The following is a 19,137-nucleotide window of genomic DNA, read 5'->3' as shown; positions in this document are numbered from 1 at the left end:
TTCGCCAAAAAGGCTCAATAAATCAGTGCAACTCACAAAATGTTATGTTATAATGAATATACGGAAGATAAGACCGCCATTGTGTCCTTAGGCAGACCAATGTGCGGTTTTATCGCATAACGGAAATCTTATGCAAAGGGTGGTATATTTATGAACAAGCGTATCAAAGCTGCACTGACTGCTGTACTTGTTACAGCATCAGCATTCCCCATGATACCTTCAGCTGCAGAGGCGGCAGATGACGAGTATCTTGTACGCGACAAATGGGGATACTGCAAATCAGCGAACTATGTGGAATCAGATCATTTTGTCATTTTCTACGGAAATAATGACACTACGGGACACGTAAATGCCGAGTTTCTGAGGCGAAATCTGGAGGACTATGAGAAGCTGTGGAAGTGCTACAGCGAGTACCTCGGAATGGAGAACATGAATGTTGATGTCAACGGCAGGAGCAGTCAGAAATACAAGACCAATGTTTATCTGACCTGTACGGGACTTCCTGAATTTCAGGAAGGCTGGGCGTTCATGAGTGCCGAGGACGGCTATGGCATAGAGATAATCAGTCCCGATGCTATGCTGGATGATCTGACTATCGCTTACGAGTTCGGACACGTTGTTACAATGCAGCAGAAGGCATGGGTGGATCAGGATATAACAGGCGCATGGTGGGAACCTCTGGCAAACTGGTTCCGTGAAATGTATATCAGCAGTCCCTACTATACGGGTAACGTAAAGACCTGCTGGTTCGAGCCGTATATACGCAATCTCAGCCTTACACTCCCTCACGGACGCAATTACTATGAAGTATGGCCCTTCCTTGTGTATCTCTCCTACAATCCCGATAACCTCCCCGGACTTGGTATCGACTGCATAAAGCGCATCATTTCCGAAGCAAAGCCGGGAGAGTATCCCTTCGATACGATAACACGCCTTTTCGGTACCGATGCACAGACGGTTTTCGGTCACTATTCAAAGCGAATGGCGACATTTGATTTTGGTGCAAAGCAGGCGTATCAGGAAGAATTCAACAAGAAGATGAAGGAGCAGCCTTTCTACAGCAACCTTTACTACACCTATCCCGAAGCTGATGCGGCGGATAATACCGTCTATACAGTGCCGCAGGAGGAAGCTCCCATGCAGGCAGGTATCAATATTATCCCACTTACTGTCACAGGCGGAGATATAACGATCAGTTTCAACGGCATCTCGGACGATCCAAATGCCGCATGGCAGGCATGTATAGTTACGGTCGACTCGTCGGGAAAAGAAACATATTCGGACCTCTTCGGAAGCGGAGATACCATGACGGTTTCCGCAGCAGGTGCGGCATCTGCTTATCTCACTGTTGCCGCAATGCCGAAGGAGCTTTACAAGGTCAACGCCTTCCATAAGGAGAAGGAATCTCCCTATAAGACGGGCAATGAACGCAGACGCTATCCCTACACTATAAGCCTTTCGGGAGCTGAGATAAACTACGTAAACACCTATCGCAAGGGAAGCGGACACGCTCATCCCAACGGCGGCGGCTGGGTATCGGATTCTGCGAAAGTATCGGACTCGGTATACGTCGGAAAGAATGCCACAGTAAGCGGAAATGCCGAGCTAACGGGTAATGTACGTGTTGAGGATCACGCAGTTGTGGCGAACGGAGTCAAGGCTTCGGGCAATGCAGTAATAAGCGGTCACGCAATCGTGGACGGCGGCGGCTGGGTTTACGATAACGACTGGAAATACGGTTCGGTCGTACTCAGCGGCAACGCAGTTATCGGTGACAGCGCGGTAGTTACTAATTCCTGTACCGTATCGGATAACGCAAAGGTACTTCAGAAGGCGTATCTTGCAGATGCGGTATCAGTTTCGGACAATGCTGTTGTCAAGGGAATGGCTTACGTTTATGGCAAGAGCAGCTTTTCGGGTACGGCAATACTGGACGGTGATTACTGCAACGAACAGACTAAGGACAGCGGCGTAGGCTATGGCTGGCTCGACGATAACGGCTGGAAAAATACCTCCGACGGATATATCGCTTCATACGATTTCAGTGATGCAGGTACTAACTGGACTAAAGACAAGTATGCTGCAACAGATATGATGATAAAGGGTGCTGTTGCAGAATCCGAACGTACTTCCGCAAAGGGTGTATTATCCTTCGATAGATCGGGCGGTTATGCGGTGATGGAGGATTCTCTGCTTCGTACAGATGATATACAGATCAGTTTCGGTGTTCTCTGGAAGGGCGGAGCCGCAGGTCAGGAGCTGTTCAGATTCGGCGATGATAAGGCATACATGAGCTTTACTCCTTCCAACAGTCAGGGCAGTGCGGAACTTGTTTTCACAGACGGAAACAGGACTGAAAAGCTTACAGCTTCAAGTCCGCTGACGAAAGGCGAGTGGAGCAAGGTCACAGTACGTATCATAGGCGGTCAGGCTGAATTGCTGATAAACGGTCAGACTGCTGCAAGGGGAAACTTCACCCTTACACCGAAGGCAGTCCTCAGCGCTTCCGAGACTGACAGCTGTATCGTAGGCAACGGATTCAACGGTGCGCTGGATTACATCGGATTCACATACAAGAAGACAGATGAACCGAATGTGACCTATTCGGGACGTGAAGAAGCAGTAGAGTCGATTCTCGGAGATGTCAATGCCGACGGTGAAACAGGTGTAGCCGATCTGTTACTGCTCAACAAGTGGCTTCTCGGAACTAAAGATACGACTCTTGCTGACTGGAAGGCAGGCGACCTTGACGGAAACAACAAACTTGATACCTTTGATCTCTGCCTTATGAGAAAACTTATGGTCAGGTAAAGACGGTTATCACAGCAAAAGAAAATACCATAAACGAAAAACTCCGCTGTATATCATTTCTGCGATATACAGCGGAGACTTTTATATTATTGCTCCCCCAACTAACTCCTGAATTTTCTTGCTTGTCCTGACAGCGAAATACTGCGTCAGAAAGTCTTGAAATGCGACAGCATTCCTGCGACTTTCTTCCTTGCCTTTCTCTGCCAGTCCGTCGCAATATTTCTTCAAGAGTTAATTGGTGGAGCAATATTTTTAGCGGCACAGGAATTACTTTCTTACGGTAACGGTATACTCACCGTTTTTCAGTTCACCGATCTCGATAGTAATACCTGTATCTATAGTCTGGTATCCGTTGCTGTCATAGCCTGCAAAATTTTTGGTACCGTATGAGCAGATGTCCCCTGTATGGTAGAAACCGTGTCCCTCATTTACAAGACGTGTCACGCGGAAACGGTCGTTGCCGAGATAATACTCGCTGTAGCCGCCGTACTTGAAATCCTTAAGTCCCGACCATTCATCACGCTGAAGCTCAGCATTGATATGGAAGATGCGGACTCCTGAGTCTCTGGTGTACCATGAAGCTTCTGTGTTGTTGTTTTTCTGAGTCACATATTCAACGAGGAAGTACTCAGATGTTATATCGCCGACCTCAGAAGTAATAGGTACTATAAGACAACTGCCCTGAGCGGAACTGTCCTTCAGTCTGAAACTCTGAGTTCCGCCGCTGAACCACTGTACCTCATCATCACGGAGCCAGCCGTACATCAGCTTTGAAAAGCTTGAAAAATCGCCGATGGAATCGTCCATGCGTTCAAAGCCTGCGGCACCTTTATATCCTTCCCAGTCGTCACCTGCTTCATAGAGGTAATAGTCAGGGAGTCCGAGTGAGTGTCCCATTTCGTGTTCGAGTACTGATTTGGCTTCACCTATCGTATCCGAATAAGGCGAAACATCGAGGATGATGTACTTATTGAGCTTCTTTCCGTCAAGGGAGAAGTACGGATTATCCCACCATACAGCGGTACAGCCCCACCAGTACTCTTTCAGCGATTCATCAGCGTTGTCAAGGGGAACTCCGAGAGAGAGGCAGTCGATAATGCCGTCATTATTTGCATCGTAATCAGCATAGTTTATCTGACTGTCGAGACCTGAGAGAACTTCCATAGCAAAATCCTCAAACGAGCGGTCATCGTTCATATAGTCGGACATATTGCGGGGCAGTGTGTAATAGTAAACGTCGCCGTCGATATGAAGATTTCCGTAGGAAGCTCTTTCGTACCAATCGCTGATACTGTCATCGGGATAATTTTTATTGCCGTGACCGAAGAACTTTTCCTTGACTGTTTCTGCTGAAAGCGGCCGACTGTATTTCTGATCTGCAAATTCCACAAATACCGAAAGCATTTTACAATCGCCCGTTGAGGGAGTCATTTTGCCGAATTTCGATACTGTAGCAGGAATCAGCGGACTGCTGTCCGCAGTTGGTTCCGAACCGTATACCAGCATACGCCTGAGTTGGCAAAGGTCAAAAGCATCCAGCTTGTTGTCCTGACAGATGTCTGCTGCATTCCAGTAAGGGAGATAGGTATCGGGCATTCTGAGAAGCCATTTCTGTAAAAGAACCGCATCCGCTATCTCTACCTTGCCATTAGCGTCAATGTCGCCAGTAATGATTTCGCCTTCATATGAGGGCGCATCGGTTTGCTGTGGAGGTGAAGGCAGAGCATTAGCAAGGTCGAATCTGTCTTTATCGTCCTTTATTTTAGTCCACATATAGCGGAGCATCCAGCCGTCGAAATCGGTTATCTTTGCGGCAGAGCCTGCCATCATTATGGAGTTTTCACCGCCCGGGAATCCTCCCGGAGGGAAACCGTCCGATTCGCCTTCGCCGCCGTAGAAATCCGTCATACCGAATCCGTGACCTATTTCATGTTCGAGTACGTGCAGACTTCCGTGCCGTATCATGCTGAGATAAGCGGTATCCGACAGACGCTGTCCCCAGTCTCCGCCGCATCCTCCGATGTCCGGGAATCCCTGAGTAGCCCACATATACATATCGAATCGGTTATCAAGACCTCCCGGATACTCATAGCCCTTTTCCGTAAAGTGGTCGAAGCGTGAAAGCTCGGAAGGAGCAAAGGGTTCTTTATCGGGGATAGTATCCCTGCCGTTTGAGGTATCGTATTGTGCATCATAGTACCTTGTATCGGTATAAACCACCTCATCGTCATGAAGGTCAAGCAGACAGCTTTTATCGATCACTGCCCAGCCGACTACCTTTACATCGATATGCTCGTATGGCCAGTTTTCATAGCCTGCAAGCCAGTCGTTCCACGCATTTATGCAATCCGAGAGCATTTGCTCGAACTGCTGACGCTGTTCGTATGTGACGGTCCGGTAGGACTGCCATTTCACAACGTAGTTGATACTGCCTTTCCCTGCAACTATCTGGTCGAATATAGTATTGCGGCGGACTGTGGACTGCTCACGCTCTATGCGGTTCTTCCATATCCAGTCGGCGGCATACTGAAAATCAGACGGCATGTCGCTTATGCTCTCAGCATATGCACTGAGAGTGACAGGTGCTGAAAAGTTCGGAAGATCAGCAGTCATTGCAGTTATTGCCATAGCAGAGGCAAATAAAGCAGCTGTTATCCTGTTTTTGTATCCCATAAATATCTCCTCCTGTTTTGACATTGAAAACACGGAAATTACACGATCATCTATCTATATTGTACAATTCGTATGCGTATAAGTCAATTGAATATCATGCTTTTTCACTACATTTTTTTCTGGTTTCAAGAAATGGGTGTAATATTGTCTTGCAATTCCGACACAATTATGCTATGATTTTACATAAAAAAACTCAGTTGTGAACTGCACAGCAGAAAACTACTATCGCATACCGAAAACAGTAGACGATAAAAAAATGGGGGACCTTTCTTCGGAAAAGTCCCCCGATATTGCTGTTTTAATTTTTTTTGCGGAGCTGCCAGAATGCCACTGCACTTGCTGCCGCAACGTTAAGCGAATCGACTCCGTGATACATAGGTATCTTAATAGTATAGTCGCAGGCGTTGATAGTCTCCTCGCAGAGACCTGTACCCTCTGTGCCGAAAAGGACGGCTAATTTGTCGGTACTTTGCAGCGCCTCATCCTCGATACTTATGGTATCGTTTCTCAGTGCCATTGCCGCAGTCCGGAATCCGTATCCTGCAAGTTCCTTTACATAGTCGGGAGGGGAGGATTCGAGATAAGTCCACGGTATGCTGAATACGGTACCCATGCTGACTCTGACTGAACGGCGGTATAAGGGATCGCTGCATGACGGTGTAAGCAACACCGCATCGAATCCGAGTGCAGCTGCGGAACGGAATATAGCGCCGATGTTTGTCTGATTCATGATGTTTTCGAGTACAGCGATACGGCTTGCGCCTGAAAGGATTTCCGAGGGAGTGGGAAGCGGTCTGCGCTTCATCGTACATAGTATACCCTGAGTCATTCTGAAACCCGTAAGTTCGGTAAGCACCTCGCTGTCCGCAGTATAAACGGGTACATCATCGAAAGCAGCAAGGATATCCCTTGCCTGACCTGTTATATATTTACGCTCGCAAAGGAAGGATATCGGCATGAATCCTTCTTCAACAGCAGTTCGTATCACTTTCGGACTTTCTGCGACGAATACACCGCAGTCTGTACCCTGCCATTTTTTCAGTTCGGCTTCCGAGGTATTGGTATAGGGTACGAGTGCGATAGCGGAAAGGTCGGTTATCTCTATTATCTCAGCCATTCAAACTCCGTATCATAAGTAAAAGTTTCTTCTCCACATAGCAAAAGAACCTGCTGCTGCGAAGCATATGGACATGATAAGTGAACCTATGTATTTTCCGACTGCGCCGACAGCTGAAAGTACCCTGTAGAAATTATCATAGAAATCGCCGAATGTACCTTCATAGAAGCCGAATGTCTCATAGATGGTATCACGGTACATCTTGTCTATCTCATCTTTGCTCATGTTTCCGAGTTCACCGAGAGCGTAAAGAGAATCCTTCAGGTCATCAACATAACGTGCATAGAAGTCTGAAAGCTGCATGCACCATGATATCTTCTGGGAAATATGTATAGCAAAAATGATGACGAGTACGCAGATGATGATGCCTGTTCGCTTTGAGAGAACTTCGTTTTTCTGTGTGAATTTATAGCCCATGACTACACCGCCTGCAAGTATAGCACCGCTGAGCGAAGCAATGATACCGAACCTTCCTATGAGTATCCATATGATAATACCGGGTATAGAGCCGATAAGTGCGCCGATGACGCCCTTGCCTATCTCGAGTACGCGGTTATCCTCTTCAAATGATCCCTCGAATGAAAGGTCCGATGAGGAGTAGACTGTTTCGTGTGCGGACTCGGGAAAGTCGTTTTCGTTTCGCCTGCTGGGATCGAAGGGAAGATCCTTGGGATCAGGCTTTTTATATGTATTGAAATCGTCCATATTATTTCTCCTTATTAGTCCAGATAGAAAACTCGTCCGTCGTTTCTTGGGATAACTGCGGGATAGTCACCTTTAGTGTAACCTACCGCAAGGTGAGCTATACCCTCGAAGTCTCCTTCGATACCTGCTTTGCGGAGCAGGTTTTTTCCGAATTCGGAATCGAATTCTTCCTTTGCACGGTGGATCCAGATACTGCCGAGTCCGAGATCATGAGCCATGAGCATCATATTTCCCATAGTGAGCGAACCGTCATACACAGCAGTAGGAACAGTGCTGTCTGCAACTACGATAAGGATAACAGGTGCGCCGTAAAAGGGATCGAAACCCTCGTTCCAGCCTCCGATCCTGCGGTTTTCATCGGAAACAGCGTCCCTGAGCTCCTTGTTTGTAACGGCAATGATCTTAGGTACCTGAAGTCCTCTGCCCGATGCGGCAAAGAGCCCTGCATTTATGATCTTGTCGATAAGCTCGCGTGGGACGGGAGTATCCTTAAAGCTGCGGATACTTCTTCTTTCGGTAATGATTTTTTCAAGTTCATCCATAATGATTCTCCTTTATAAAAAGATACTTTTGATCCGCCGATCATATATTGTCAGAATACGGTCATTGAGTACACATTTATTAATGTCTGCCAAACAACTTCAGATCGGCTATATCCACATTTATTATAACTGCTGTAGTTTGTGATGTCAAGTCAAAAAATGTTTTTTATTCATTGAAAGTTGCTTTTTCTTTATCAGTGCATATTCTCAGCTAAAGGTGAAAAAATTGTGATAATATCGGTTTTTTCCTTGACTTTTCTTTGCAAATGGTATATAATAATCTCGTTGACTGTTTATCAGTCGGATAGGCTGAAACCTCAGAAAGTTAAACTGGAGAGTGTTAAAATGAGCAGAGTCGCTGACTTTTTCGGTAATCTAAAACGATCAACAAAGATCACTATGCTGTCGTGTGCATGTCTTGTATTGCTTACACTGCTGATAACTGTGTTCTTTGTTTTATTCCCTATAACCCCTTCTGAAAAGATAATGTCCAATATCGGACGTGAAAGCATTTTCAGGGATAACGGTTCAGGCGGTGCGGTAACTGCGGTTCCCGGAGTTGTAACTACTATATCGGGTACAGCCGCAACAAGCACAGTAGCTACAAGCAAGGTATCTACCAAGTCCACAGCTTCAACTACAAGGACTAACTACAAGATAAACGTAACTACAGGTTCGGGATTCTTGTGGAACGGAAGAATACCTACAGCTATAATGCCGGGCAATTACGAGACATATACCACACCTGTTGATAACGGTTATGCCAATACTACAGCTCCTGTAGAGTCGCCTTCAGCACCTACAGGAATACAGGAGCCTACAGGATGGGTACCTGAGCCGACAGGCGGTTGGACTCCTGATCCGAATGCAGGATATGTTGATCCGAACGGCGGATATGTAGATCCGGGTGTAACACCTGATCCCGGAGTAGTAACACCCGATCCGGGAGTTGTAACACCAGATCCCGGGGTAGTAACGCCGGATCCCGGAGTAGTAACTCCTGATCCGGGTGTAGTCACACCTGATCCCGGAGTTCCGGATTACAGCGGTGGAGGAGAAACAGGCGGAGGAGAAGACTCACCGCTTTACTAAAAACCAGAAAAGTCATAAAGGACAGCAGTGCTTCCTTTATGACTTTTTTCGCAATATTTACCTTGACAAAAATTGCTGTATCCTTTATAATTTTTATGAAAGAACCGTTTCGGCTAAAAATCAACAGAAACAGGAGGAATATATATGAGATTGAAGAAAGCAGTTTCTGCGGTCCTGTCTGCAGTAATGTTTGTAAGTTTACTTCCGATGAAGGCTTCGGCAGATGAGTGGTACTTCGCAGGAAGCACCTGTGAACCACTTCACGATACTACACGCGATATCCAGACAGAGGGCGTAGGAAACCCGCTGAATTTCGGTGAAAGAAATACCCCTGCGGATGCTTCGACTGAGGAGATACGTGCTATCAACCACAAAATGACCGTTCAGGAGGTCAAATACGCACTCTATAAGGAGATCGACGAGCACTGGGATCTTATTTCAACACGTCTCGGACAGCCTGACCGTGAGAAGATGTACGCACTCTTTCTCGGACTGGGTTCCAGAGAATCAACTCTTGGCGAAGGAAAGATAGGTTCGGACCACGAAACAGCCTATGAGGACGGCTGGGGAGTAAACTCTGCCCACGCATACGGTACTCTTCAGACTGCTGTTACAGCTTTTGCGGACTGCGATCCGAAGTTCATGCCCGAGGACAATGTCCCCGAGATGTTCCAGTATTCGTTTACCCCGCAGAATTTCTATGACTGTATCATCTCGAACCACATGGGAATCAGAAAGATTCTCCACTTTGCCGAGATATGCATAAATGAAGAAAATATGCACGGCTATCAGGTAATACGAAACAGCCTTAAGGGATTCAATACAGGCTGGTGCTATATGGCTGAGGATGACGGAGCATACAAGACATATGCGGATGAGATCTGCTCAATGGCGCAGTTCTATTACTATGAGGGGCACCTCTACGATAACGTTTTCACCTGGACTTCCGCAGGCGGAGAAATGGAGAAATACCGTACCGCTGACCGCTGGGACTGGTGGGGAGATACTGAGCCGAGCATGGCACCTGTTGAGGAAAAGCAGCAGCCTGTGGTTAAGGACGTTGTTGGTGACGTCAACGGGGACGGCAGTGTAAGTATCGCAGATGCAGTAGAGCTTCAGAGCTTCCTTCTCGGAAAAACAACAGAGCTGACTGTATGGAAGAATGGCGATGTTTGCAGGGATGAGCGTCTGAACGCTTTCGACCTGGTACTCCTGAGAAAACTGGTATCCGAAGCGGATGATGGTTGACGATAAGATAATAAAACGGACTCCTGTTAAAGCGTGACATTGATACAGAAGTTTTGCCCCCGAGCGTTGTAAAGCACTCGGGGGCATTGTATTTTATTCGGTTACTAAAATAAATCAGAATTTAACCGTTATCTTTTTCTATAAATTCCTTTATATCTTTGCTTATTCTTTCATACTCAAAATCGTGAACATAGTGACCGCATTCCAACTGAACTATTTCGCCCCTTGTTGAAGCGTCGGCATATTCCTTATGAGTTGAGTACCATAATTCATCATTCTTGTTATCGCCGGAAAGAAACTGCAAAGTGGGTGTTTCGGGCAAAGCCGCAGAATTTATCTCCAAGATAACTGCGCCGATGTTCTCGTTCTCGCTTACTATGTTCTCATTCGTATCTTTATGACAGGCTATCTCTGTGTATATCTTCTTTTCCTGCTCGGAAAGCGTTCCCGAAATGTCAAAGTCCATAAGTCTCAAGACGCCTGTTGCTCTTAATGCCTTGTTTATGCAAATAGCGGCTTTCTGCGGAAAGCTGTCTTTCATTTCCGCAAGTTCAGGATAATTTGCCGTTGACATATCCAGCCCGACTATCGCCTCCACTTCATCTGGATATTTCTGCGCCCAGAGTGTAGCTTCAAAACCCGACAGCGAATGAGGACACAGCACATAGGGAGCTTCAATGCCGGCTTTTTTAAGTGCTTCTCTGTCCTGACGAAGTATGGTATCAAAATCTCTTTCGCCGTCCACAATATCGCTGAATCCGTAGCCGAACTTTTCTATAACAACACATCGGTAATCATCGCTCAGTCTGCTGTACAGCGGTTTGAAATCCAGTATCGGCGAAACAGTGTCCCAGCCTGACATGAACACTATGTTATGTTCGCCCTTACCCTCAGTATAGATGCTCATATTGTGACCATCGATATCGACAAGCTGACCCAACGGAGTTTCATAAAGATCTTTATTCTTTTTGAGCATGATCTGATTGTATATCGTCATAATTACAACAAATAACACGATAAGAATCAGTAGCCCGAAGAATACTTTTCCAATTATTTTGAATGCTTTTTTCATATGATTCGGCTCCTTTAGCATAACAAATTCCGATTTATATTAGTAACAATTATAGCACAACATTCATGTACAGTCAATAGAAAAGCCATAGTACTTCTGACCTTGTATCAGTAATACTATGGCTTGAAATTTCTGTATCAACGGCAGATATTACTTTACTGTTGTAACATCACTGCCGAACCACTCTGTAGAGATCTCGCCGAGCTTGCCGTCAGCCTTCATAGCGCTGAGAGTTTTCTGAACTTCGTCACGGAGTGCCTGATCGTTCTTTCTGAAACCAATAGCATATTCCTCTGCTTCGAGGTTGCCTGGAAGTACAACATAGTCCTTGTTATTGGATGTGATAAGGTAGTTTGCAACTACAGAATCAAGGAATACCGCATCCGAGAAGCCAAGCTCCATCTGACGGAGAGCCTCTACGTTATCCTCAAGTGGACTTGGAGTGATCTCGGGATACTTATCCCAACCCTCCAGTATTTCCTGTGCAGTAGAACCTGCCTGAACTCCGACAGTCTTTCCGCTGAGGTCGTCCATTGACTTGACCTTGCTGTCAGCAGGTACTACGAAGATCATCTCGTTCTTCATGTACGGCTCGGAGAGGTTCATCTGCTCCTGACGTGAAGCGTTTATGGACATGCCGTTCCAGATGCAGTCTATTCTTCCGACGTTGAGATCCTGTTCCTTGGTATCCCAGTTTATAGGCTGTTTTACCAGTTCGATGCCCATTCTGTCGCAGACCTCCTGAGCAACGTCGATATCGAAACCGATGATCTCGTTGTTTTCGTCTGTGAATCCCATTGGAGGGAAGCTTGCATCAAGTCCGAGAACGAGCTGTTTCTTATCCATTACGTTCTTAAGGGATACGTCCTCCTGAACTGCTGAACTGCCGCCGTTCTGAGCTGAGTTTTGTGTGCTGCTTCCGCATGAAGTACCTGCCATGAGCATAGAGCATGCCGCAGCAAAAGCAAGTATACGGGTAGATAAAGTCTTTTTCAAGGTGTGTTCCTCACTTTCGATGTTGATATTAAGATGTTGACATTATTATAATATCACAAAGTTTCCGAAAAGTAAAGGGGTAAGAATAGATTAATGCAGTTATATCACTGTTCTCCGACGATATTGTTTATCCAGATGTCACTTCTTACCATGAAATAGCCGATGACTACCTTTAGTATCTCGGAGAGGTTTCCGATAGCAAAAAGCAGGTGGATATCTATAGGGGTAAAGTAAGATAGGATGAACATAAGCGGGATGCTGAAAAGCCATGTGAAGCCGAAATCAAAGAGGAAGGTGACTCCGGTTTTACCGCCGCTTCTCAGAGTGAAATAGCAGGCGTTGGTATAGGACCACATTGGAATTGCTGCCGCCTGTATCAGTATCATGAAAGTTGCAAGTGAACGGACTGTTTCCTCGGTCTTGTAAACAGAGGGGAAGACTGCGGCAACAGGTATAAGACAGACCGCTACCGTAAAGCCTGCGGCTACACTGAAAAACAGCAGCTTGTTATCAAGCTCACGGGCTTCTTTGAGCTTGTTTGCACCGAGTTTATTGCCGACCATGATAGAGATACAGGCTCCCAGCTGGAGATATACCGCACTGAAAAGGTTGGTTATCGTTGTGGAGATATTCCTTGCGGCTACAACGTCCAGTCCTCGAACCGAGTAGCACTGCGCTATGATCGACATTCCTGCAGCCCACAGAAACTCATTGAGAAGCAAGGGAGTACCCTTTTTGATGATATCCGCAGTAAGCTCTGAGGGGATGCTGAGACTGCTGTAGAGTCCCTTGATGTACTTGTTTCGCTGCGGGTGAGTGTGAGCCCAGAGTATGACAACAATTGCTTCGATGAATTTTGAGATAACTGTAGCTATTGCTGCGCCTCTTACGCCCATTTCAGGCATTCCGAGCTTACCGAAGATAAGTCCGTAATCCAGCAGCACATTGATGCCAACGGCTGAAAAAGCGCCTATCATCGGAATCCTTGTTTCTCCGCACTCTCTTACTACGCTGGCATATGCCTGACCGATACCGAAGGGGAGAAGTCCAAGAAGCATGATACGCATGTAATCCTTGCCGTAAGCGAGAGTTTCGGCAGTCTTTTGGGGAGAGTCGTCCTTACTCAGGAAAAGTGTTATAAGCTGGTCATCAAAGAGCGAGAAAAGCAGTGCTGCAACGATGATTATAATTGTACAGGCGATAAGGCGGAAACGTACAGTGTATTTCTGTCCCTCATGGTCGCCTTTGCCGTAGAACTGCGCTCCGAATATTCCCGGACCTGATACGGCGCCGAAAACAGTAACGTTGAATACGAAAATAAACTGGTTGATTATAGAGACTCCGCTCATTTGCTCAGTACCTATCTGTCCCACCATGATGTTATCCACCATGCTGACGAAATTGGTCACAAGCATCTGGAGTATCATCGGTACGACCATAACGAGTACGCTCTTATAGAAGGTCTTGTCGCCGATGAATCTTTGTCTGAATCCTTGCTTCATATATATCCTTTCTGACGCGGTAATTATTCTTAGCTGCCTTTATTATATCATATAAGCGAAGCGATATGATATAATTGCCCGATATGCAGGGAGCAGATCTGTGATCTGCGTATCTGCAAGGGCGTTTAAATAAAATATAATGAATGCTATGCATTCATTATATCATATAAGCGAAGCGATATGATATAATTGCCCGATATGCAGGGAGCAGATCTGTGATCTGCGTATCTGCAAGGGCATTTAAATAAAATATAATGAATGCTATGCATTCATTATATCATAGTTTCGTCCTTTTGTCCATTGCATCACGTAAAACGCAAAAAAGCATTGAAAAACACTCATGAATGTGATATAATATATTTATCAGTTTTATTTGTATCTGCGAAAGGAGTATTATCTATGAAGGTTCTTATTGTGATCGATATGCAGAACGACTTTACTGTAGGAGTGCTCGGCAATCCCCAAACAGCAGCGGTAACTGAAAAAGTTGTACGTGCCATAGAGGATTTCCGCAGTAAGGAAAAGGATGGACAGATCATCGCTACACTTGATACTCACTATGAAAACTACATGGAGACTCAGGAGGGAAAGAATCTTCCTGTACCTCACTGTATAAAGGGTTCGGAAGGCTGGAAGCTCGTTCCCGAGGTAGATAAGGCACTTGGAGAGAACTGTCTCAGGCTGGAGAAAAAGACCTTTGGAGCTATTGATCTTCCCGAGAAGATAGCTGACGGTGCTGAAGAGTTCATAATAATGGGCGTATGTACCGATATATGCGTTATATCCAATGCCATGATACTTAAGGCTGCATTTCCCGAGATACCTGTAAGAGTTATTTCGGATTGCTGTGCAGGAGTTACTCCCGAAAGCCACAACAATGCGCTGAATGCAATGAGATCATGTCAGATGATAATAGATTGATTTAAGGAGGATGAGACTATGTACTCATTTGATGCAGAAAAGGTAACGGAAAACCTTGTTAATTGGGTTAAGACCTATTTCGAGGAGAACGCTTCTCCCGAGACTAAAGCCGTTATCGGTATATCAGGAGGCAAGGACAGTTCAGTTGCCGCAGCTGTATGTGTAAAGGCACTGGGCAAGGACAGAGTTATCGGAGTTCTTATGCCGCAGGGAGAACAGTCCGACATTTCATGCAGTCATCTGCTGGTAAATACACTCGGAATAAAGAGCTATACTATAAATATCGGCGAAACAGTAAGCACTTTCATGAATGAGTTCAGCAAGAGCCTTGAACCTACAAGTCAGGCTACAATAAATACTCCGCCCCGTATAAGAATGACTACACTGTATGCAGTTGCCGCATCTGTAGGCGGACGAGTTGTCAATACCTGCAACCTCTCGGAGGACTGGGTTGGCTATTCTACAAAGTTCGGTGACAGTGCAGGTGACTTCTCAGTACTTGCAGACCTTACAGTTACAGAAGTTCTTCAGGTGGGCGATCTTATCGGACTTCCCACTGAACTGGTGCATAAGGTACCGAGTGACGGACTCTGCGGCAAGACTGACGAGGATAATCTCGGCTTCAAGTATGCTGAGCTTGACAGATACATACGCGGTCTGACGGACCTCTCAGACAAGCCGGAGCTTAAGGAAAAGATCGACAGGCTCCACAGGAACAATCTCCACAAGCTCAGACTGATGCCTAAGTTTGAATACGCTCCCGAGGCGTAATGCGGAAGCATCATCAGGTTTTCTGAATACAAAAATAACCCCGAAGCAAACTGTAAAATGCTTCGGGGTGAATTTATATATGCATACTTTTAGTCAAGAGTAGCGTAGAGGTTAGTCTCCCATGCAGGGATGTAGAGCTGATGTCTTATATAGAGTCTGTAATCGGGATTCAGCGACTTGATAAGCAGCGGAAGCTCGAAAATGTCCTCATTTCTGTGATAGAGAGATACCATAAGCTTCGGACCGTCCTCTGATATAGAACGCGAAGCGCCCCATATAGCTTCTCTTTCAAAGCCCTCAACGTCCATTTTGATAATTGTAGCTGTCTTTTTGTCCAGGACAGAATCCACAGACAAAGCCTGCACCATAGTGTCGGAGCTTGCGGATATAGCGGACTGACGTCCTGCCTTTGCAGCGAATGGAAGTTCGCCGTCCACGGACCATGCAGCAGCATGATATGCATTGACATTGGGCATACCGTCCACGAACTTTGAAAGCTTCTTGAAGTTCTTTCTATCGGGTTCGAGGGCGAATATAGTATTGTATCTGCCGTGTGTGAATTCAAGGAGCTCACGGATAGTATCGCCGTTATATGCGCCGAGATCCACATAGACTTCGTTCATATTCGGCTTGATGATGTCCTTGTATATTTCCGCTTTCGGAGTTGTAACGCAGGAGAGATACTGTATCTTTCCGCTTATCTTGAAGTTGATGATATTTGCATAGACGTTACGTGAGTAGTCATCAGCGAGGGTATCGTAGACCTGCTGAAGCTTATTTGCGTTCTGCATACAGTATTCATAGGTGAACAGCCCTCCGCCTGCAACGGGAACATCGGGTACATAGAGGGTATGCTTTTCTGCGATAGCCTCTATCTTGTCCACAATTTCCTGATAGCCTGCCGCAAATGCAAGAACTACCACGAAGTCATCGATCATTTCCTCTATCTCTGATAGTTTATGGACCTTATATCCTTCAAATGAATGTCCGCGAACGAAATCGTCGCTTGCGAAGATGCCTGAAAGGGTAATGCCCTTCTTTCTGAAGACGGACATTATTTTCAGAGCGCCGTCGCCCATGCCGTATATGAATATCGGTCTTGTTTCCGCTTTGAGCTTGTCCCAGCAGGAAACCTTTTCAGTAATAAAAGAGATCATTATAGCCCCCTGATGAAATTAATATTCTCCGCCCATGTCGCCATAGCCGTCATCGTGATAGTGGTCGTTATAACCCATGAGGTCACGACCTCTGATGCCGTATTTATCGCGCATTTTATTGAGGTATTCGTCGATCATATCCGAAACCTCGCGAACGTTCTTGATACATTTGATCTCCTTTGTAGGAGTGTCGGTATCACGGCTGTATATCATGATAGAGCCGCAGCCGAACATTCTCTGTCCCAGCGGACGAAGTATTTTTTTATCTGTTATCTTATAGAGGTCTATCTCGTCCTCGTCGATATTCAGAAAACCTGCTGTAGTAATGAGCTTGGTCTCGGTAAGATAGTATCTTGTAAACGAGATCGGAAGACCGAAAAGTGTACGTTTTTTATCTGTCCAGACATGCTTTATTTCTCTTTTTCCCATGATTCATAGCCTCCTCTGAAAGGTGATAACGGTGCATACCGTACACTTATTTTACCATAAAAAAGCTGATTAGTCAACAGTTGAGTATATAATTTCACACAATGGTCAAAATAGGGGGAAAGAAAAAAGCAGTCCGCAAGAAAAAATCTTTCGGACTGCTGATATTTTATTATGCCTCAACGGGATCTCCTGAAGGGATCGAAGGTTCAGAAGGCTCGTCATCAGTGATGTCATCGTTAAGAACGTCCTCAGTGATCTCGCCCTTCATGAGCTTTTCAAAGTCCTCACCGTCGATCTTCTCGAACTTAAGGAGGTACTTTGCGAGCAGATGGAGCTTATCGATATTTGCACGAAGTATCTCTGTACAATCGGAGTAAGCCTTTTCGATGATAGCCTTGACTTCTTCATCGATCTGTGAAGCGACTGCCTCACTGTAGTTTCTTGTATGTCCGTAGTCCTTGCCGAGGAATACCTCGTCATTATCAGAACCGTAAACAACAGTACCGAGCTTCTTTGAGAAGCCGTATCTTGTTACCATATTTCTTGCGGTAGAAGTAGCACGTTCGATATCGTTTGAAGCGCCTGTGCAGATATCGTCAAGGATGAGTTCCTCTGCAACACGTCCGCCGAGGAGCATTATGATACTCTCACGCATCTGATTGCGTGAAACGTGCTGATCGTCTGTATCGGGACGGGTAACAGTAAGACCTGCCGCCATACCGCGCTGTATGATAGTTACCTGATGTACCTTATCCTGTGTAGGAAGGTTGTAAGCAGCAATCGCGTGACCTGATTCATGATAAGCGGTAACACGTCTGTCGTGCTCTGTAACGATACGGGATTTTTTCTCAGGACCTGCGATGACCTTCATGGTAGCTTCCTCGATATCGGTCTCTGTGATAGCGAGCTTGCCGTTTCTTGCAGCAAGGAGAGCAGCTTCGTTAAGAAGGTTTTCAAGATCTGCACCTGTAAAGCCCTGTGTAGTCTGTGCAATTACTCTCAGGTCAACATCGGGACCGAGAGGTTTGTTTTTAGCGTGTACCTTGAGTATCTCTTCACGTCCCTTTACATCGGGATAGCCGACAACGATCTGTCTGTCGAATCTTCCCGGACGAAGGAGAGCGGGATCGAGGATATCACGGCGGTTTGTAGCAGCGATAACGATAACGTTTTCATTGCCTGTAAAGCCGTCCATTTCAACGAGAAGCTGGTTAAGAGTCTGTTCACGCTCATCGTGACCGCCTCCGAGACCTGCGCCTCTGTGACGTCCGACAGCATCGATCTCATCGATGAAGATGATAGCAGGGGAGTGCTTCTTAGCCTGTTCAAAGAGGTCTCTTACACGGGAAGCACCGACACCGACGAACATTTCCACGAAATCAGAACCCGAGATCGGGAAGAACGGGCATCCTGCCTCGCCTGCAACAGCTCTTGCAAGAAGAGTTTTACCTGTACCGGGAGGGCCCAGAAGAAGTACGCCCTTAGGTACCTTAGCACCGATATCTGCGTATTTGTTCGGGTGCTTCAGGAAGTCGACTATTTCCGCAAGTTCCTGTTTTTCTTCGTCGGCACCTGCAACGTCGGCGAAAGTAGACTTTCTTGAGCTTGCCTGATTTTTCAGGTTAGCCTTTCCGAAGTTTGAATACTTCGCACCGCCCGAGCTCTGTTTCATCATGAAATAGAGGATAGCGATTCCAAGAACAACGGTGAGAAGAACAGGGATAAGCGAATAGAGCCATGTTCGGTCTGTGACCTTGATGAAATTCTGTACCAGCGGTTCGTCGGGATGCTTTTTGTTGTAGTCCTGACGGTAATTCTTGGTATCATCGTAGAAGATCTGCACGCTTGGTACAGTGTAGTTATACTTTGTTGTATCATCTATCAGCTGGTAGGTCAGTTCTCCGGTACCGAGGTCGAGCTCGTAATAAGAGACTTCAAGATTATCGAAGTGGTTTATTACCGAGGCATATTCAGTCTTATCGTTATCCTGAACGACCTTATTGCTTACGTAATAGAGACATCCCAGTGCAAGAAGGATGATAATGAGGTAGGTAAACAGACCTCTGCTTTTCTTTGGTGTCAATTACTTCACTCCTATTCA

The 19,137-nt window shown here is 46.0% G+C and carries 15 protein-coding genes; 5 read left to right on the top strand and 10 right to left on the bottom strand.

Annotated features, from left to right (window positions below; translation table 11 throughout):
* Positions 1 to 150: 150 nt before the first annotated feature.
* A complete protein-coding gene (locus tag BT127_RS07685; RefSeq protein WP_075424446.1) occupies positions 151 to 2,811 on the top strand; it encodes a DUF6055 domain-containing protein in 2,661 nt (886 codons plus the stop codon).
* 267 nt (positions 2,812 to 3,078) lie between these two features.
* On the opposite strand, the gene BT127_RS07680 is transcribed toward BT127_RS07685, so the two are convergent.
* The 4 genes from BT127_RS07680 to BT127_RS07665 form a co-directional block, all read right to left on the bottom strand.
* The gene (locus tag BT127_RS07680) at positions 3,079 to 5,484 is read right to left on the bottom strand and encodes a dockerin type I domain-containing protein (RefSeq protein ID WP_075424445.1); all 2,406 of its coding nucleotides are present in this window, start codon (positions 5,482 to 5,484) and stop codon (positions 3,079 to 3,081) included.
* 298 nt (positions 5,485 to 5,782) lie between these two features.
* Positions 5,783 to 6,601 (bottom strand): TrmH family RNA methyltransferase, encoded by an 819-nt coding sequence (locus tag BT127_RS07675; RefSeq protein ID WP_075424444.1) that lies wholly within the window; start codon positions 6,599 to 6,601, stop codon positions 5,783 to 5,785.
* A gap of 12 nt (positions 6,602 to 6,613) precedes the next feature.
* Positions 6,614 to 7,306, bottom strand: coding sequence for a hypothetical protein (locus BT127_RS07670; protein WP_075424443.1), 693 nt, complete (start codon positions 7,304 to 7,306; stop codon positions 6,614 to 6,616).
* A gap of 14 nt (positions 7,307 to 7,320) precedes the next feature.
* Positions 7,321 to 7,848 carry a nitroreductase gene (locus tag BT127_RS07665; protein WP_075424442.1) on the bottom strand — a complete coding sequence of 176 codons (528 nt, stop codon included), beginning with the start codon at positions 7,846 to 7,848 and terminating at the stop codon, positions 7,321 to 7,323.
* A gap of 345 nt (positions 7,849 to 8,193) precedes the next feature.
* On the opposite strand from BT127_RS07665, the gene BT127_RS07660 reads away from it, so the two are divergent.
* Both BT127_RS07660 and BT127_RS07655 read left to right on the top strand, forming a co-directional pair.
* The gene (locus tag BT127_RS07660) at positions 8,194 to 8,940 is read left to right on the top strand and encodes a hypothetical protein (protein WP_075424441.1); all 747 of its coding nucleotides are present in this window, start codon (positions 8,194 to 8,196) and stop codon (positions 8,938 to 8,940) included.
* A gap of 144 nt (positions 8,941 to 9,084) precedes the next feature.
* Positions 9,085 to 10,188, top strand: coding sequence for a dockerin type I repeat-containing protein (locus BT127_RS07655; protein WP_175541935.1), 1,104 nt, complete (start codon positions 9,085 to 9,087; stop codon positions 10,186 to 10,188).
* Positions 10,189 to 10,309: 121 nt separating this feature from the next.
* Here BT127_RS07655 and BT127_RS07650 read toward each other — a convergent pair whose 3' ends face one another.
* The 3 genes from BT127_RS07650 to BT127_RS07640 all read right to left on the bottom strand — a co-directional run bounded on the left by BT127_RS07650 (position 10,310) and on the right by BT127_RS07640 (position 13,758).
* Positions 10,310 to 11,260 carry an alpha/beta fold hydrolase gene (locus BT127_RS07650; protein ID WP_075424440.1) on the bottom strand — a complete coding sequence of 317 codons (951 nt, stop codon included), beginning with the start codon at positions 11,258 to 11,260 and terminating at the stop codon, positions 10,310 to 10,312.
* A 150-nt stretch (positions 11,261 to 11,410) separates the two neighbouring features.
* Positions 11,411 to 12,256 (bottom strand): amino acid ABC transporter substrate-binding protein, encoded by an 846-nt coding sequence (locus tag BT127_RS07645; protein WP_075424439.1) that lies wholly within the window; start codon positions 12,254 to 12,256, stop codon positions 11,411 to 11,413.
* A gap of 104 nt (positions 12,257 to 12,360) precedes the next feature.
* Entirely contained in the window at positions 12,361 to 13,758 is a 1,398-nt protein-coding gene (locus tag BT127_RS07640; protein ID WP_075424438.1) for an MATE family efflux transporter, read from the bottom strand.
* A 399-nt stretch (positions 13,759 to 14,157) separates the two neighbouring features.
* Here BT127_RS07640 and BT127_RS07635 point away from each other — a divergent pair, with 399 nt between their 5' ends.
* Together BT127_RS07635 and nadE are read left to right on the top strand one after the other, a co-directional pair.
* Complete coding sequence (locus BT127_RS07635) at positions 14,158 to 14,679, top strand: cysteine hydrolase family protein (protein ID WP_075424437.1); 522 nt, start codon at positions 14,158 to 14,160, stop codon at positions 14,677 to 14,679.
* A gap of 18 nt (positions 14,680 to 14,697) precedes the next feature.
* Positions 14,698 to 15,450: an NAD(+) synthase gene (gene nadE, locus BT127_RS07630; RefSeq protein ID WP_075424436.1), complete on the top strand. Its 753-nt coding sequence runs from the start codon at positions 14,698 to 14,700 to the stop codon at positions 15,448 to 15,450.
* 89 nt (positions 15,451 to 15,539) lie between these two features.
* On the opposite strand, the gene BT127_RS07625 is transcribed toward nadE, so the two are convergent.
* The 3 genes from BT127_RS07625 to ftsH form a co-directional block, all read right to left on the bottom strand.
* The gene (locus BT127_RS07625) at positions 15,540 to 16,607 is read right to left on the bottom strand and encodes an FkbM family methyltransferase (RefSeq protein ID WP_075424435.1); all 1,068 of its coding nucleotides are present in this window, start codon (positions 16,605 to 16,607) and stop codon (positions 15,540 to 15,542) included.
* 18 nt (positions 16,608 to 16,625) lie between these two features.
* Entirely contained in the window at positions 16,626 to 17,036 is a 411-nt protein-coding gene (locus BT127_RS07620; protein ID WP_075424434.1) for a PH domain-containing protein, read from the bottom strand.
* Positions 17,037 to 17,205: 169 nt separating this feature from the next.
* Positions 17,206 to 19,119 carry an ATP-dependent zinc metalloprotease FtsH gene (gene ftsH, locus BT127_RS07615; RefSeq protein WP_075424433.1) on the bottom strand — a complete coding sequence of 638 codons (1,914 nt, stop codon included), beginning with the start codon at positions 19,117 to 19,119 and terminating at the stop codon, positions 17,206 to 17,208.
* Positions 19,120 to 19,137: the final 18 nt, after the last annotated feature.

This window comes from Ruminococcus sp. XPD3002 (assembly GCA_900119535.1).
Classification (GTDB): domain Bacteria; phylum Bacillota; class Clostridia; order Oscillospirales; family Ruminococcaceae; genus Ruminococcus; species Ruminococcus flavefaciens_H.
The sequence above is the reverse complement of the archived record's forward strand: the minus strand, read 5'-3'. Positions and strand labels throughout refer to the sequence as shown.

Bases quoted from the DNA above. Each gene is read 5' to 3' on its own strand.
- BT127_RS07655 (WP_175541935.1), top strand. From the start codon at position 9,085: ATGAGATTGAAGAAAGCAGTTTCTGCGGTCCTGTCTGCAGTAATGTTT.
- BT127_RS07675 (WP_075424444.1), bottom strand. From the start codon at position 6,601: ATGGCTGAGATAATAGAGATAACCGACCTTTCCGCTATCGCACTCGTA.
- BT127_RS07665 (WP_075424442.1), bottom strand. From the start codon at position 7,848: ATGGATGAACTTGAAAAAATCATTACCGAAAGAAGAAGTATCCGCAGC.
- BT127_RS07660 (WP_075424441.1), top strand. From the start codon at position 8,194: ATGAGCAGAGTCGCTGACTTTTTCGGTAATCTAAAACGATCAACAAAG.
- BT127_RS07620 (WP_075424434.1), bottom strand. From the start codon at position 17,036: ATGGGAAAAAGAGAAATAAAGCATGTCTGGACAGATAAAAAACGTACA.
- BT127_RS07680 (WP_075424445.1), bottom strand. From the start codon at position 5,484: ATGGGATACAAAAACAGGATAACAGCTGCTTTATTTGCCTCTGCTATG.
- BT127_RS07625 (WP_075424435.1), bottom strand. From the start codon at position 16,607: ATGATCTCTTTTATTACTGAAAAGGTTTCCTGCTGGGACAAGCTCAAA.
- nadE (WP_075424436.1), top strand. From the start codon at position 14,698: ATGTACTCATTTGATGCAGAAAAGGTAACGGAAAACCTTGTTAATTGG.
- BT127_RS07640 (WP_075424438.1), bottom strand. From the start codon at position 13,758: ATGAAGCAAGGATTCAGACAAAGATTCATCGGCGACAAGACCTTCTAT.
- BT127_RS07635 (WP_075424437.1), top strand. From the start codon at position 14,158: ATGAAGGTTCTTATTGTGATCGATATGCAGAACGACTTTACTGTAGGA.
- BT127_RS07670 (WP_075424443.1), bottom strand. From the start codon at position 7,306: ATGGACGATTTCAATACATATAAAAAGCCTGATCCCAAGGATCTTCCC.
- BT127_RS07685 (WP_075424446.1), top strand. From the start codon at position 151: ATGAACAAGCGTATCAAAGCTGCACTGACTGCTGTACTTGTTACAGCA.
- BT127_RS07650 (WP_075424440.1), bottom strand. From the start codon at position 11,260: ATGAAAAAAGCATTCAAAATAATTGGAAAAGTATTCTTCGGGCTACTG.